The sequence below is a fragment of the Prevotella sp. lc2012 genome, assembly GCF_900107065.1.
Lineage (GTDB): Bacteria > Bacteroidota > Bacteroidia > Bacteroidales > Bacteroidaceae > Prevotella.
Genome location: NZ_FNUF01000005.1, coordinates 79,608 through 95,060 on the forward strand (window position 1 = coordinate 79,608; position 15,453 = coordinate 95,060).

General features: G+C 50.0%; 18 protein-coding genes. 4 read left to right on the forward strand and 14 right to left on the reverse strand.

Annotated features, from left to right (window positions below; all coding sequences use genetic code 11):
* Nucleotides 1-6 precede the first annotated feature (6 nt).
* The 7 genes from tyrS to BLU99_RS10290 form a co-directional block, all read right to left on the reverse strand.
* Nucleotides 7-1,302 (reverse strand): tyrosine--tRNA ligase, encoded by a 1,296-nt coding sequence (tyrS, locus tag BLU99_RS10260; protein WP_091901779.1) that lies wholly within the window; start codon nt 1,300-1,302, stop codon nt 7-9.
* 87 nt (nt 1,303-1,389) lie between these two features.
* On the reverse strand, nt 1,390-1,620 hold the full coding sequence (gene yidD, locus BLU99_RS10265; RefSeq protein WP_091901781.1) for a membrane protein insertion efficiency factor YidD: 231 nt from the start codon (nt 1,618-1,620) through the stop codon (nt 1,390-1,392).
* Entirely contained in the window at nt 1,617-2,003 is a 387-nt protein-coding gene (locus BLU99_RS10270; RefSeq protein WP_091901783.1) for a ribonuclease P protein component, read from the reverse strand. Before BLU99_RS10270 ends, yidD begins: the two co-directional genes overlap by 4 nt.
* Nucleotides 2,004-2,015: 12 nt before the next feature.
* A complete protein-coding gene (locus BLU99_RS10275) occupies nt 2,016-2,765 on the reverse strand; it encodes a uroporphyrinogen-III synthase (RefSeq protein ID WP_091901785.1) in 750 nt (249 codons plus the stop codon).
* 7 nt (nt 2,766-2,772) lie between these two features.
* Nucleotides 2,773-3,792, reverse strand: coding sequence for a DUF4271 domain-containing protein (locus BLU99_RS10280; RefSeq protein ID WP_091901787.1), 1,020 nt, complete (start codon nt 3,790-3,792; stop codon nt 2,773-2,775).
* 3 nt (nt 3,793-3,795) lie between these two features.
* Nucleotides 3,796-5,058, reverse strand: a complete 1,263-nt coding sequence (gene metK, locus BLU99_RS10285; protein ID WP_091901789.1) for a methionine adenosyltransferase — start codon at nt 5,056-5,058, stop codon at nt 3,796-3,798.
* 89 nt (nt 5,059-5,147) lie between these two features.
* The gene (locus BLU99_RS10290) at nt 5,148-6,065 is read right to left on the reverse strand and encodes a site-specific tyrosine recombinase (RefSeq protein ID WP_091901790.1); all 918 of its coding nucleotides are present in this window, start codon (nt 6,063-6,065) and stop codon (nt 5,148-5,150) included.
* Nucleotides 6,066-6,145: 80 nt separating this feature from the next.
* On the opposite strand from BLU99_RS10290, the gene aroQ reads away from it, so the two are divergent.
* The 4 genes from aroQ to BLU99_RS10310 are packed head-to-tail and all read left to right on the forward strand — an operon-like array spanning nt 6,146 to nt 8,835.
* The gene (gene aroQ, locus BLU99_RS10295) at nt 6,146-6,568 is read left to right on the forward strand and encodes a type II 3-dehydroquinate dehydratase (RefSeq protein ID WP_091902042.1); all 423 of its coding nucleotides are present in this window, start codon (nt 6,146-6,148) and stop codon (nt 6,566-6,568) included.
* A complete protein-coding gene (locus tag BLU99_RS10300) occupies nt 6,565-7,191 on the forward strand; it encodes an O-methyltransferase (RefSeq protein ID WP_091901793.1) in 627 nt (208 codons plus the stop codon). The genes aroQ and BLU99_RS10300 overlap by 4 nt, the downstream gene beginning before the upstream one ends.
* A gap of 28 nt (nt 7,192-7,219) precedes the next feature.
* Complete coding sequence (gene rbfA / locus BLU99_RS10305) at nt 7,220-7,555, forward strand: 30S ribosome-binding factor RbfA (protein ID WP_091901795.1); 336 nt, start codon at nt 7,220-7,222, stop codon at nt 7,553-7,555.
* 50 nt (nt 7,556-7,605) lie between these two features.
* Nucleotides 7,606-8,835 carry an FtsX-like permease family protein gene (locus BLU99_RS10310; protein ID WP_091901797.1) on the forward strand — a complete coding sequence of 410 codons (1,230 nt, stop codon included), beginning with the start codon at nt 7,606-7,608 and terminating at the stop codon, nt 8,833-8,835.
* Here the strand turns inward: BLU99_RS10310 and murI are convergent.
* The 7 genes from murI to BLU99_RS10345 form a co-directional block, all read right to left on the reverse strand.
* Entirely contained in the window at nt 8,827-9,660 is an 834-nt protein-coding gene (murI, locus tag BLU99_RS10315) for a glutamate racemase (protein WP_091901799.1), read from the reverse strand. The genes BLU99_RS10310 and murI overlap by 9 nt on opposite strands.
* Complete coding sequence (locus BLU99_RS10320) at nt 9,647-10,162, reverse strand: OmpH family outer membrane protein (RefSeq protein ID WP_091901801.1); 516 nt, start codon at nt 10,160-10,162, stop codon at nt 9,647-9,649. The genes murI and BLU99_RS10320 overlap by 14 nt, the downstream gene beginning before the upstream one ends.
* 1 nt (nt 10,163) lies before the next feature.
* Nucleotides 10,164-10,667, reverse strand: coding sequence for an OmpH/Skp family outer membrane protein (locus BLU99_RS10325; RefSeq protein ID WP_091901803.1), 504 nt, complete (start codon nt 10,665-10,667; stop codon nt 10,164-10,166).
* 35 nt (nt 10,668-10,702) lie between these two features.
* On the reverse strand, nt 10,703-11,218 hold the full coding sequence (locus BLU99_RS10330; protein WP_091901805.1) for an OmpH/Skp family outer membrane protein: 516 nt from the start codon (nt 11,216-11,218) through the stop codon (nt 10,703-10,705).
* 80 nt (nt 11,219-11,298) lie between these two features.
* Entirely contained in the window at nt 11,299-13,968 is a 2,670-nt protein-coding gene (locus tag BLU99_RS10335; protein ID WP_091901807.1) for a BamA/OMP85 family outer membrane protein, read from the reverse strand.
* Between the two features lie 65 nt (nt 13,969-14,033).
* Nucleotides 14,034-14,777 (reverse strand): isoprenyl transferase, encoded by a 744-nt coding sequence (locus tag BLU99_RS10340; RefSeq protein WP_091901809.1) that lies wholly within the window; start codon nt 14,775-14,777, stop codon nt 14,034-14,036.
* Nucleotides 14,778-14,780: 3 nt separating this feature from the next.
* Nucleotides 14,781-15,452 (reverse strand): type IX secretion system protein PorG, encoded by a 672-nt coding sequence (locus BLU99_RS10345; protein ID WP_255397549.1) that lies wholly within the window; start codon nt 15,450-15,452, stop codon nt 14,781-14,783.
* Nucleotide 15,453: the final 1 nt, after the last annotated feature.

Sequence of the window (15,453 nt, forward strand, 5' to 3'; positions counted from 1 at the left end):
CATATCTTATTTCACGATGAGCAGATAGTAGTTCTTCTTACCTTTCTGAGCCAACAGGTACTTCCCGTCTATCAGATCCTCTGCGGTAATCGGTCGGTTCTGGTCAGTCAGTTTCTCCTTGTTCAAAGAGACGCCACCACCCTGTACCATCTTACGCATCTCACCCTTTGAAGGGAATACGGGAGCAACGGTAGTCAGTAGCTCAACGGCTGGTTGACCGAGCTGATCTTTGGCTATCTCATACTGTGGTACACCGTCGAAGATGTCGAGGAATGTCTGCTCGTCAAGTTTTTCAAGTCCTTCCTTGGTTGATTTGCCAAAGAGGATACTACTGGCCTCGATGGCTGTGTCGAGAGCCTCCTGAGAGTGTACCATGACTGTGACTTCTTCTGCCAGACGTTTCTGCAGGATACGACGTCCCGGATCCTGCTTGTGCTCTTCAATCAAGGCGTCGATGACATCCTTCTCCAGAGAGGTGAAGATCTTGATATAGCGCTCTGCATCCTCATCGCTGACGTTCAACCAGAACTGATAGAACTTGTACGGTGTGGTGCGCTGTGGATCAAGCCAAATGTTGCCACTCTCGGTCTTTCCGAATTTCTTTCCGTCACTCTTGGTGATAAGCGGACACGTGAGAGCGAAGGTTTCCACCTCGTTACCGAGTGTGCGACGAATGAGTTCTGTGCCGGTGGTCATATTGCCCCACTGGTCGTTACCACCCAACTGGAGTTTTACACCATAGTGCTGATACAGATAGAGGAAGTCGTAGCCCTGTAACAGTTGGTAGGTGAATTCCGTGAACGACAGACCGTCGCGGGCCGTACCGTTCAGACGCTGCTGTACACTCTCCTTCGCCATCATATAGTTGACGGTGATATGCTTACCAACCTCGCGTGCGAAATCAAGGAAGGTGAAATCCTTCATCCAGTCGTAGTTGTTGACCATTACGGCTGCATTCGGCTCCTTCGACTCGAAGTCAAGGAACTTAGCGACTTGCTTCTTGATACATTCCTGATTATGGCGCAGCGTCTCGTCATTGAGCAGGTTACGCTCCTGACTTTTTCCGGATGGGTCACCAATCATACCCGTGGCTCCTCCTACGAGGATGATGGGCTTGTGGCCGCAACGCTGTAAGTGGCGGAGCATCATGATGCCGCACAGATGTCCAATATGCAGAGAGTCGGCCGTCGGGTCTGTTCCCAGGTAGGCCGTCACCATCTCCTTCTGGAGAAGTTCCTCTGTTCCCGGCATGATCTGTGCCAGCATGCCGCGCCATTTCAATTCTTCAACAAAGTTCTTCATCGTCGATATTATTATTCTTTTTTTTCTTTTTGGGAGTCTGGATGATCCGGACTATCCGGAATCCGTCGGATCGTCAAAGACGAGGCGTTATGGTACTGGATCATAACCAGAGCCGCCCCATGGATTGCATCGTAGTATTCTCCAGATAGCTAGCCACAGTCCCTTGATAGGGCCATGTTTCATAATGGCTTCCTTGGCATACTCGCTACATGTCGGGGTAAACCGGCACGAAGGTCCCAGAAGGGGCGATATACATATCTGGTAGAAGCGGATGGGCAGTACCAGTATTCGGGATAGTATCAGCGATAACAGCTTCATGCCTTCTTCGCTATTCGTTGTAACAGACTGACAACACGTCGTTCTACTTCCTGTGTCGGACAATGTCTGTCGGAGAGCCAGATAAAGGCAATCAACAGAAGCTTGTCTTCAGAGATAATACCGTCAAGAATCTGTTTGTGCTGGCGGTATGCCTCGCGAATCTGACGTTTTACCCGATTCCTGTCAACAGCGTGTTTGAACCGTTTCTTGGGAACACTGATCAGGATCTGAACGGGAGCACATCCTTGGCAGCACGTCGTCTGCTGATAGACCATCCTGAGGGGATAGGCTGCCAGCGCATGACTGTCGCCTTTCTCAAAGAGCGTCTCTATCAGCCGGTTGCTGACAATGCGCTCCTCTTTTCTGAAGGTCGGAGCCGCCATGCAAAGATGCTGTTAGTCTTGTTGCTCAATCAGGAAATGCTGCAGAGCGCTCGTCATCGAAGGATATTTCTCAGAAGGAGCCTCTATGTCAAGTCGGAGACCAGCCTCTTTGGCAGCTTTTGCCGTTGTTGGTCCGAAGGTGGCAATGGCAATCTTGTCCTGTTTGAAATCAGGGAAATTCTTACTCAGCGACTCGATTCCTGCAGGACTGAAGAAGATCAGCATATCGTAATCGAAAGTCTCGACCTCTTCGGGCGTGAAGTCGTTGCTCACAGTCTTGTACATCACACACTCCTTATGCTGCAGTTTCTTGGAGTCAAGCAGTAAAGAAAGACTATCATTGTGTACGTCGCTCATTGGCACAAGATATTTCTCCGTCTTGTGTTTGACCATGGTAGGTACCAAGTCGTCAATACGTCCGGTCTCTCCGAAGAACACCTTGCGCTTGCGGTACTGCACGTATTTCTGGATGTATAATGCAATAGTCTCTGTGACACAGAAATACTTCATGTCCTCAGGAATTGTCACCCTCAGCTCTTTGGCCATCTTGAAGAAATGGTCAATAGCGTGTCGTGAAGTAAAAACGATAGCGGTGTAATCCAGGATGCTTACTTTCTGAGTGCGGAACTCCTTAGCGCTGATGCCCTCCACTTTGATGAAGGGACGAAACACCAATTCAACGCCAAATCTATTCGCAATGTCGAAATATGGCGATTTCTCACTGGTTGGCTTGGGTTGTGAAACCAAAATCTTCTTTACCATCTGTGTCCTAAAAATTTACTTTCAGAAAATTGACAATCACCGCAAGTCCACCCCAAAGGGCAAATAACGGTATTATTTCGAGGGCACAAAAGTACAAAATAATTTGCAGAAAACCTGCATTTTGCCTAAAAAATGTAACGTGTGCCTTGTAAAATGTGAGGATTTTGGCTAAAACGACCACCGTGGCACAGTAATAAACAACAGATTGGGGAGGAATGTGGAAGTAGGCCAAGAGTAGTACGGAGGGGAACAGAAGGATACCTTCCAAGGAGGTGATAAACAGTAATGATGTCAAGAATTTTTTGTTTTTTCTTCCATCAAAGAAGACATTGTTCACCACGGTGTATAACAGAAAACGCAGCAGGAAGTATCCGGCAAAGACGCCTCCGAATATACCCAGTAACTGGTATTCTGAAGAGAGATTGAAGGTGCTGGCGACATAGTTGGTCGTGTAGAAATAGTAGAGCAGGGCAAAAACAATACATGTCAGCACGACGAGATGCATCTGTAACTTGACCTCGTTGCCTGTCTCTGTCATGGTATGCTCTCCTTTCTGGACGTAGAAGAAATCCTTAATCTGGTGTACGATAAACCATGAGAGCTTTGAAAAGACGAAAGCGATGAGCAGGAAGCAGAATACCAACAGTCCTGTGATAACGTTATCATTGCTGATGGTATAAGGAACGGGATCGCCTGCGACGCCATAGCGGCCTCCGTTGAGTTCCGGGTGATAGAGACTGTCGTTTGAGAAATAGTTCTCCCGATAGTATTGGGGGATATCAACGACTTTTGGGTCACGTGGGACGCCATGCCCTGGAAGGTGGAGCGTATCGGGTTGCTGACTGTAGTGTATCTCGCTTGGTTCAAACCAAGCTTGAATGGCAGAGTCTTGTTGGGCAGGGGTCGCGTCTTTAGGCAACAACCGCAGCACCTGATAGGGTGTCTGCGGCTTTGTCGGTTGACTGACGGCTGTATCTGTATAGGCCGTTTCCGACAATGGACTGAAGATGCTGTCCTGTCTTAGCATATCCTATGACAGACCGAATTCCCGGCGGATGTCCTCCACCCGGTCAAGTTTCTCCCATGTGAACAATTCGACATCAATGACCTTTTTCTCATGGTAGTGACTCGTGAAGGTTTTCTTAACCACCTCCGATTGCCGTCCCATATGTCCATAGGCCGCCGTCTCACTGTACATAGGCTGCCGTAGCTTCAGGGTGCGCTCGATGGCTTTCGGACGCAGGTCGAACAGTTTCTCTATCCGCTTGGCGATCTCACCGTCGCTCATCTGCACCTTGCCCCTTCCGTATGTGTTCACGTAGATGTTCATCGGTCGTGCCACGCCGATGGCATAGCTAATCTGTACAAGCATCTCATCGGCCACGCCTGCTGCCACCATGTTCTTGGCGATATGACGGGCTGCGTATGCTGCAGACCGGTCAACCTTCGAGGAGTCCTTGCCGGAGAATGCACCACCGCCATGAGCGCCCTTACCTCCGTAAGTGTCAACGATAATCTTACGACCTGTAAGACCAGTATCGCCGTGGGGACCGCCGATGACGAACTTACCTGTCGGATTGACGTAGTATTTGATATCCAGTCCAAAGAGGTCAAGCACCTTCTGACTGTGAATCTGCTGTTTAACCCTCGGGATGAGGATGTTGATGACGTCGTCCTTGATTCGTGCGAGCATCTTTTCGTCGTCGGAGTCGAACTCGTCATGCTGGGTGGACACAACAATCGTGTCAATGCGCTCGGGAATACCTTCGTCGCTATATTGTACGGTGACCTGACTCTTGGAGTCGGGACGCAGGTAGGTCATTTCCTTGCCTTCCTTACGGATATCGGCAAGCGTGCGCATAATCAGATGAGCCAAGTCTAGGCTTACGGGCATGTAGTTCTCCGTCTCATTGGTGGCGTAGCCAAACATCATGCCTTGGTCACCGGCTCCCTGTTCGTCCTCATTACCATTATCAACACCACGGTTGATGTCGGCACTCTGCTCGTGAATGGCACTGAGGATGCCACATGAGTCACCATCGAACTGGTACTCAGCTTTGGTATAGCCGATGCGTTTGATGGTATTGCGGGCGATGGTCTGCAGATCGATATAGACATCGCTTCGTACTTCGCCCATGATAACAACTTGTCCTGTCGTGACAAACGACTCGCAGGCAACGCGTGCTTTTTCATCGTAGGCCAGGAACTGATCGAGTATTGCGTCTGAAATCTGGTCGGCCACCTTATCGGGATGGCCCTCAGATACTGATTCTGAAGAAAAGAGGTATGACATAGCTTATATTTTTGGGTGCAAAATTACGAAAAAACGAGGGAAATGCAAAAGAAAAGTTTGTTTTCTTTTCATTTCCAAGTGCAAGAAACTTACCTTTTCATGTTCCTGGGGTGATGCTCCAGAATCTCGCGTCGCAGGGCAGACGTGTCAATATGCGTGTATATCTCCGTCGTTCCGATACTCTCATGTCCAAGGAGGGCCTGGATGACTCGCAGGTCGGCACCGCCTTCCAACAGTGAGGTGGCAAAGGAATGGCGCAGCGTATGAGGGGAGATGGTCTTTGTGATGCCGGCCGTGACAGCCTGCCGTTTGATCATGATTAGGATCATCGTGCGGGTAAGGTGACTCCCGTAGCGATTCAGGAATACATAGTCTTCCTCTCCCGGCTTGATTTTCATCAGTTGACGGTCATAAAACCAGAATCTAAGCTCCTGGATGGCTTTCTGGGAGATGGGAATGAGGCGCTCTTTGCTTCCTTTTCCCAGTACACGAACGAACTCTTCGTCGAGATAGAGGTTTGAGAGTTTCAGGTTCACGAGTTCACTGACACGTAAGCCACAGGAGAATAGAACCTCGATGATGGCTCTGTTACGGTGCCCCTCCCATTTGGAGAGGTCAATGGATGCCTCTATCTGGTCGATCTCCTCTGTCGACAGCACCTCGGGCAGGTGGGTCCCAATCTGGGGCGATTCCAGTAGTTCCGTGGGGTCGTCATCCCGATAACCGTCAAGCATCAGGAACCGGAAGAAGGAACGAATGCCGCTCAGGATCCTGCATTGCGATCGGGGGTGGATGCCGATGTCGTGAAGGCCGGCAGCGAAATGCTGCAGATCCTCCAACTCAACCTCGCGCAAATCCTTGCCTTTTCCTGTTTCCGGATCGCTTTCATGTTCCAGATAGTCAAGAAGCTTCTGGAGGTCACGCTGGTAGGCATCCAACGTGTTCCCCGACATGTTACGTTGCAGTTTCAGGTAACGTATATAGCTCTTGATGACATCCTTCTCCATATTTATCGCAAAGTTACGACTTTTTTTCGATATTCAGAAAAAAAATCGTAACTTTGCAGGCGTTATATAACATGATGAATATGAAGATTCAGATTATCAACGGTCCGAACCTCAACTTGTTGGGAAAGCGCGAGCCGGGAATCTATGGCTCATCTTCTTTCGACGACTATCTGCCGCAGTTACGGCACCAGTACCCGTCGGTGCAGATTGACTATTTCCAGAGTAATGTCGAAGGAGAACTGATCAATAAGATGCAGGAGGTGGGCTTCGACTACGATGGTATCGTGCTCAATGCAGGAGCCTATACACACACCAGTGTAGCGCTGCAAGACTGTATCCGTTCGTTGAAATGCCCGGTCATCGAGGTGCATATCTCGAATGTGCATAAGCGCGAAGAGTTCCGTCACAAGTCACTGATATCTTGTGCCTGTCTGGGTGTTATCTGTGGCTTCGGACTCGACAGCTATCGGCTCGCTGTTGAGGGACTGTTAGCAGTGAAATGACGATTGACGAGTATATCCTGCAGCATATCGACCCGGAGGGCGATTATCTCTACCGACTCTTTCGGGCGACGAACATCCACACCATCCATGGTCGGATGGCAAGCGGTCATCTGCAAGGACGGTTGTTGAAGATGCTTGTACGGATGATCCGTCCGAAGAATATCCTGGAGGTTGGTACTTTCAGTGGGTATAGCGCCATTTCCATGGCGGAAGGTCTTGAGGGCGATGGTCATCTCTACACCTTTGAGATTAATGACGAGATGGAGGATTTTACTCGTCCTTGGATAGAGGGCTCGCCTGTGGCAGACAGGATCACGTTCCTCATCGGTGATGCGCTGACGGAGGCGCCCAAACTCGGCATCCTGTTCGATATGGCGTTCATCGATGGTGACAAGCGCACTTACCGGGAGACCTACGAGATGGTGATGGGTATTCTGCGACCGGGTGGTTTTATCTTGGCTGACAATACGCTCTGGGATGGTCATGTCGTGGATCATGCCTATGACCGCGACCAACAGACGCGAGGTATAGATTCCTTCAATGAATATATTGCCCGTGACGAACGGGTGGAGAAGGTGATTCTTCCGTTACGTGATGGTCTCACCCTCATCCGTAAGAAATGATAAAAAGAAACAATTAAATATTTAGAATATGCAAGAGACAAGACAGAATAAGATAGCCCGACTGCTCCAGAAGGAGCTCTCGCTGATATTCCAACAGCAGACTCGTGCCACTCATGGTGTGATGGTCAGTGTGACCCGCGTGAAGATCTCTCCTGATCTGAGCATCTGCACCGCCTACCTCAGTATCTTCCCCAGTGAGAAGGCCGAGGAGATTCTGACGAATATCAATGCCAACGGGAAGTCGGTTCGTTATGAGTTGGGAACACGCGTCAGGAACCAGTTGCGTATCGTGCCAGAGCTTCGTTTCTTCATTGACGACTCTCTCGATTATATTGACCGTATCGATGAACTGTTAAACAAATAAGCTATCAGCTGTTGGCGGTTCGGATATACAACCAACAGCGACAGTCAATCATGAACTTCCCTTTTTTCATAGCCAGGCGTTATCTCTTCTCAAAGAAGTCGACTCATGCCATCAATATTATCAGTGGCATCTCTGTTATCGGTGTGGCTGTTGCTACGATGGCATTGGTTGTCACACTGAGTGTTTTTAATGGTTTCCATGATCTGGTGGCCACCTTCTTCACGTCGTTTGATCCGCAGTTGAAAGTGTCACCGGTTGAAGGAAAGTCTGTTGCGGCAGATGATCCCATACTGACTCAGATCCGACAACTGCCCCAGGTTGAGGTGGCGACGGAGTGTGTGGAGGATCAAGCGTTGGCAGTCTATAATGGTCGTCAGGCAATGGTGACGGTCAAGGGTGTTGATGATAACTTCAATCAGCTGACTCATATTAACAAGATCCTGATCGGTGATGGAGATTTCTGTCTTCATGCCGCTGATATGGACTATGGAATTCTTGGCATCCGTCTGGCGGAGCTGTTGTCAACGGGCTTCTCCTTTGACTATCCGCTTCAGATCTATGCACCGCGCCGGGAAGGACAGTTCGACCTGACCGACCCTTCCGATGCTTTCGAGATGGAGAATCTCTATTCGCCAGGGGTGCTCTTTAATGTGAAGCAGGCAAAGTATGATAAGAATTATATTATCACGAGTATTGCCTTTGCCCGTCGCATCTTCGATCAGCAGGGCATGCTCTCGTCATTGGAGCTTCGTCTCAAACCCGGTAGTAACTTCGAGGCTGTGAAGTCGGAGATAAAGAAGTACTGTGGCGACCGGTTTGTTGTCAGGGATCGTTTCGAACAGCAGGACGATACGTTCAAGATTATGAAGATCGAGAAACTGATTGCCTATATCTTCCTTACCTTTATCCTGATGGTAGCTTGTTTCAACATCATCGGCTCCTTGTCGATGCTTATAATCGACAAGAAGGAGGATGTGGTGACCCTGCGTAACCTGGGTGCCTCCGACAAGCAGATTGTCAGAGTGTTCTTGTTTGAGGGTCGTATGATCTCGGCTATTGGTGCCGTTCTGGGCATTGTCATCGGACTGCTGCTCTGTTGGGCACAACAACGTTTCGGACTTGTCGGACTTGGTTCGTCAAGCGGCTCGTTTGTCATCAATGCCTATCCTGTGAGTGTGCACCCAGAGGATATCATTCTGATCTTTATAACGGTATTGGTGGTTGGCTTCTTGTCTGTCTGGTATCCTGTCAGATACTTTGCCAAACGGCTTTTAGCCTAATGTGATGTTCTCCACTTCCACGTCTTCATGAAGGAAGAGACGGGCGGATTCCTTGAATTTGTCGGGATTCTCCGTGGTGAGGTAGTGTACCCCTGCCCCCTGGGCACATCGCTTTTCAATCTGAGGATGGCGCTCCAGATAAGACTTCAGGCTCTCTGCCACATATTCCCCTTGTGAGACAACACGGACTCCTGTTGGGAGATATTTCAGGATTTTCGGCATAAGCAGGGGGTAGTGCGTACAACCGAGGATGATGGCATCGATATCAGGATCCTTACGCATGATCTCATCGATACGTTTCTTGACGAAATAGTCGGCACCAGGGGAGTCGGCCTCGTTGTACTCTACAAGTGGAACCCAGAACGGACAGGCGACACCAGAGACCTGAATGTCGGGGTATAGTTTCTGGATCTCTAAGTTATAGCTCTCACTCTTGATCGTTCCTTCAGTGGCCAGTACACCGACATGACGACTGTCTGTCAGGTCACCGATGATCTCAGCCGTCGGACGGATGATGCCGAGCACACGTCGCGTAGGATCCCATTTCGGGAGATCGTTCTGTTGGATGGTGCGCAGCGCCTTGGCCGAGGCGGTGTTGCATCCGAGGATCACGAGATGACATCCCATCTCAAAGAGTCTCAGTACCGCTTGGCGCGTGAACTCATAGACCACGTCGAACGAACGAGGTCCATAGGGAGCACGGGCGTTGTCGCCCAGATAGAGATAGTCGTATTGGGGGAGCAGTTGGCGGATGCCGTGTAGAATGGTCAGGCCTCCATAGCCACTGTCAAAGATGCCGATGGGACCTGGACTATTGGAGAGCATTCCTCACCAATTGATTGATGTCTTCTCCCATGTCGGGGTTGATAAACGGGAGCGCTTTCGCGTCGGTATCGATGATGAAGGCATAGCCACGCTCCCGTCCGATCTTACCAAGTGTCTCAATAAGACGGATCTTGAGGGGGGCCATCATATCCTTCTCTGCCTTTGCAAGTTCTGCCAGACTCTTCTCCTTAAAGGCGATATTTTTCTCCATCAGTTCTTGTAGTTCTGTCTGGCGCTTTTGGAGAATGATCTGTGGGAAGTCACGCTGTCCTTCCAGAAACTCCTCGTATTTCCGGTTGAACTCGTCTTCCACTCGTTTGGTCTCAGCCTGATACTGTTCTTTCAGATGAGTCAGTTCTTGTTGTACAGTAGTGTACTCCGGCATCGACTGAAGGGCTGTCTCATAGCTGAGATAGCCGAAACGAAACATATTGGTGCTGTCCTGAGCCGACACGCCAAGGACAGCACACAATGTGATAACGATGCTTAAGAGACGTCTCATATTACTTCAGTCCGAGCTTACTCTTTACCTTGGCTGTAACGTCTGTAGAGAGGTTCGTGCTGATATAGGGCAGTGAACCATTCTCCATGATGTAAACGAAGCCCTCGGTCTGACCAACGCTCTTGATGGCGTCCAGAACCTTTGCTTGGACAGCCTGTGTCTTCTCCTGATAAGCCTTCTGCAGAGCCTTCTGATTGTCCTGGAAGCTCTGCTGGATCTTTGCATACATATCCTGCAGCTCCTGCTGACGACGCTGCTTGATGTTTTCGGGCAGAGTGGCCTGCTCCTTGTCGAAAGCCTCACCCTTCTTCTGCAGCTCATCCTGCATACTCTTCAGGTCAGCCTCATACTGCTGCTGCAAAGTATCAATCTCTTTCATAGCTTTCTCATATTCAGGCATAGCCTGGATAATCTCCTGGGTGTTCACATGACCGAACTTACCCTGTGCGTTGGCGGTGGTGAATCCGCAGATAGCGCAGATAGCGCAAACAATTAGTTTCTTCATCTTTTTTATTAAGTTATTAATCAATACTCATTATATTAGTTTGCATAACCGAGTTTCTTGAGAACCTCTGAGCTGATATCAATCTTGGGGGAACCGAAGATGATGCCTGTGTCACTGGCACGGTCGAGCACCAGTTGGTAGCCGCGCAGATCGGCAATATCCTTGATGGCATTATATACCTCGTCTTGAATAGGCGACATCAGGGCAGTGCGCTTCTTGAAGAGCTCTCCGTCGGGACCGAAGTATTTCTTCTTTAGGTCGGCAGCCTGCTTCTCTTTCTCCACGATAGCGTCCTGTCGGGTTTTCTTCTGCTCTTTTGAAAGGAACACAGCCTCGTTCTGATAGTTCTTGTAGAGCGTCTGTGCCTCTGTCGTGAGCGCGTCGACTTCCGCCTGCCATTTCTTGGATACCTGGTTCAGTTGTTCGTTAGCACGCTCGTAGGCTGGTATATTCTTGAAGATATATTCCATATCCACAAGCGCGAACTTCTGTGCAGAGGCAGAGGTTAATCCAAAGATAGCGCAGATAGCGCAGATAATTAGTTTCTTCATAAGCGTTCTCTTTTAGTGTAACATCTATTTGACGTGAAAACTCGTAAACGGTTTTAAACATTAAACAACTCTTAACGAAATCAGAACTCCTGTCCGAGGATGAAGTGGATATGACCACCACCTTTAGACTGGGCGCCGTTCTGACTGGTATATACCTTGTCGAAGCCATAAGCCCAGTCGATACCCATCAGACCCACCATCGGGAGATAGATACGGACACCGACACCAGCAGAGCGTTTCATCTTGAACGGATTGAAGTCCTTGGCATTCGACCACGCGTTACCACCTTCGAGGAAGCCCAGACCGTAGATGGTGGTGTTACCCAACATGAACGGATAACGTAGCTCCAAGGTGAAACGGTCATAGGCGTAGGCGTTATAGGACGAGATATTGTTGCCCTTCATCATCTGCTCGTAGGCTGATGAGTAGGAGAGGGTACCATTCTCATAACCACGCAGTGCGATGGTCTCTTCAGAGTAACCGTAGGAGTAACCTGTCATACCGTCACCACCGACATAGAAGGTCTCGAATGGCGACCGTTTGTGCTTGTTGTAGCTTCCCAGCAGTCCCATCTCCACGCGGGTCATCAGCACAAAGTTCTTCTGACCGCCTGTCAGGGCTGTGAAAGTACGCAACTTGAACTTCCACTTGTGGTATTCAATCCAACGGTACATATCCTGCAGCTCATCCTCGTAGGTAGCCGAGGTGCTGTTCTTTGCCAGTGTGCTGTAGTCCTTCTTGTCGAAGAGCGACCAGGGTGGGGTCAGGGTCACAGAGGCTGTGAGCTCTGATCCACGGCGTGGGAACAGCGGGTTGTCGGTAGAGGTACGTGACAAGGTCACACCCAGATTGATATTGTTACAGTTTCCATTGTGGATATAGAAATAGCTCCAGTCGCGCAGCATATAACGTGAGTAGCCGAGCTGTGCCGACAACTGGAAGTAGTCGTCGGGCCAGCGCAGACGCTTACCCCATCCGAGTGAGGCACCGAAGACGGTCATGGTCTTGTCGTCGTCGAGCATCGACTCGTAGTTATAGGCGTATGGGTTGTAGCCACCGTAGCCACCGGCGTACGCGTAGTAGTTGTTGTAGAACGCGTTGTTACGGTAGTAACTGGAGATATCCGACTGCTTGGAGTAGTAGGCACCGAGGCTCAGACCGTTCGGACGCTTGCCGCCAAACCAGTTCGTGGAGTAGTTAGCACTCAGTGAACTATAGTAGCTACCATTGGTCTGGAAACTGAATCCCAGTTGCTCTCCGTCGCCGTAAGGCAGGATACCACGATGGAGCTTGTTCTTGCCGAAGAGGTTGCGGATGGAGAAGTTGTTAAACTTGATGCCCACTTTTCCGATGATACCCGTCTGTCCCCAACCGAGGGAGAACTCTAACTGGTCGTTCGATTTCTGTTCGAGCTGCCAGTTGACGTCCACGGTGCCATCATCGTAGTTGGGCACCACATCGGGCACCACTTTCTCTGCATCGAAGAATCCCATAGAGGCAATCTCTCGTGCGGAACGCATCAGCGCCTCTTTGTTGAACAGGTCGCCCGGCTTGGTACGGAGCTCACGACGAACCACCTCCTCATAGAGACGGTCGTTACCATAGATACGCACATGGTTCAGATGAGCCTGCGGACCCTCTGTGACGCGCATCTCCAGATCGATGGAGTCACCGTCGATGTTGATCTCAACAGGATCGATGTTCGAGAACACGTATCCGTTGTTGTAATAATAGTTACCGGCGGCATCGTCATCAGCCTTCAAGCGTTTGTCGATCTGCTTTTGGTTGTATACATCACCTTTCTTCATGCCAAGTACGGCATTCAGGTAATCGGTCGTGACCACGGTATTACCTACCCATGTGATATCACGGATAAAGTACTTGTCGCCCTCGTCGATCTTAACATAGACATCAACATGCTTATCGTCATAGTTGCTGATGGAGTCTTCCACGATGCTGGCATCACGGAATCCTAACTCATTATATTTTTCGATAAGAGCTTGCTTGGCTTCCTTGTAGCGCTCGTCGGTAAACTTCTTAGCCTTGAAGAAGTTCTTGAGTTTGCCGGCTTCATGAATCTTACCGAACGCACCTTTTCCGAAGATCGAACCATTGATCTTCCCGTCCGACAGCTTCTCGTTGCCGTCGAAGATGATCCGGTGTACCTTCATCTTCTCCTTCTTGTCGATGTTGACATCCAGCGAAACCATGTTACTCTTCTCCGTATCATCGTGCTGTACGATATCGATCACTGCGTTCTTGTATCCCTTCTCGTCGAAATACTTCTTGGCAAGTATCTTGGCACGGTCAATCATGTTCGGCGTGATCTGACTACCTTTCATGATACCCAGTTTCGCTTCCATGTCCTCGCGCTCGACTTTCTTGATACCGTTGTAGTTGATGGTGCTGATACGGGGACGCATGCCCAGGTGGATGCAGAGGTAGATCTTGGAGCCGACGATAGAGTCGGCGGTGATGCTCACCTTCGAGAAAAGACCATTACGCCAGTAGCGCTTGACGGCCTCGGTAATCTGTGAGCCGGGCACTTCAATCTCCTGACCGACACTTAGGCCGGAGAGACCTGTCAGCACATAGTCCTCATATCCCTCGACACCCTCTACGGCGATGCCGCCAATCTCACAGGTACGTGGTGTACCAGCATACGAGATGTCGGGGTTTACAATCTTATCCTGAGCGTATAATGGTGAAAGGGTGAAAAGGCAAAGGAGTGAAAGTCCGAAGACTCTCATCCCCAATCCTTTTGTCTTATACCTTATTATATTATATATCATCATTGAGTATTGTTTCGCTTTTATCATTTCTTCTCCTCAGCTTCTACCTGAGCCTCTGTCTTTCCAAAACGACGTTGGCGGTTCTGGTAGCTGGCGATGGCCTTATGCAGGTCTTCTTCAGAGAAGTCGGGCCAGTATGTATCACAGAAATAAAGTTCTGAATATGCGATCTGCCACAACAGATAGTTGGAGATGCGAAGCTCGCCACCCGTGCGGATCAGCAACTCGGGGTCGGGCATGAAGTTTGTCCAGAGGCGCTTGTCGACGGTGTCCTCGTTGATGTCATTCACATCGAGCTTCCCGTCTTTCACCTCCTGGGCAATCTGCTGGGCAACGCGTGTCAGCTCCAGTCTCGACGAGTAGCTGAGTGCCACCACCATGGTCATGGCGGAGTTACCAGCGGTGTGTGCCTCCGTCTCGGCCAACTTCTTGTTGACCATCTCGGGGATGCGTGAGCGGTCGCCCACCACCCGGAAGCGGACATTGTTCTTCATGAAGATCTCGTCCTCCAGGGATGTCAGCACCAGTCCCATCAGAGCTGCCACTTCGTCGGCAGGACGATTCCAGTTCTCTGTTGAGAAGGTATATAGCGTCAGGAACTTAACCCCCAGGCGGGTACATTCGGAAGTGATGCGACGCACAGCGTCAACCCCGGCCTGATGACCATAGCTACGCTCTTTGCCGCGCTCTGTGGCCCAACGTCCATTACCATCCATGATGATGGCAATATGCTGGGGAATCCGGTTCATGTCCAAAAGTTCTTTCATATACTAATATCTGTCGTTATTGCACGTTTTGCATTTTGCCCACAGGTCGTATGTGAGTGCCAGCTGGAGCACACTGTAGCCGTCGGTATTCTTGAACGGACCACTACTCCTAATGCCATAGACGTCACTTCTGCCGTCCAGTTGGTCGCTGGTGGAGAAACGCACGCCCCACTCTGCGGTGAGGTTCATACGCTGTCCAATCTTATATTTGACACCCGCTCCAAGCAGTAAGCTCATAGCCATACCACTGTTCTCGCCGCTGTGGTGGGTGATACCCATTCCTGTCGTGATGAACGGAGCCAGTCGTTTGCTACCGCGATATTCTTGTCCGTTGCCATAGGACCAGAAATTGTATTCAAAGCGTACGCAGGTTTCTGTCAACTGGTGACTGAATGCATAGCGCTCTATAGGATACCATGTCTTCACATCATCACTGGAGCCTTTGATCTTCGTGGTCGCGATGTCCAGTCCCAGTGCCATCCGAGGGTTAAGATGATATTTGACGATGACCGCTCCCCACGGCTGCATCCCTTTTAAGAGATGACTGTTGAAGTCTCCTATATAGACTGCCGTTCCTGCACCTGCCCCCAGCTCAAGCTTGTATTCCGGCTCTTCCTGGGCGTATGTGGCTACAGAGAGTGCCACGGCAACCATGCAAGCGAACAGTCTTCTCACG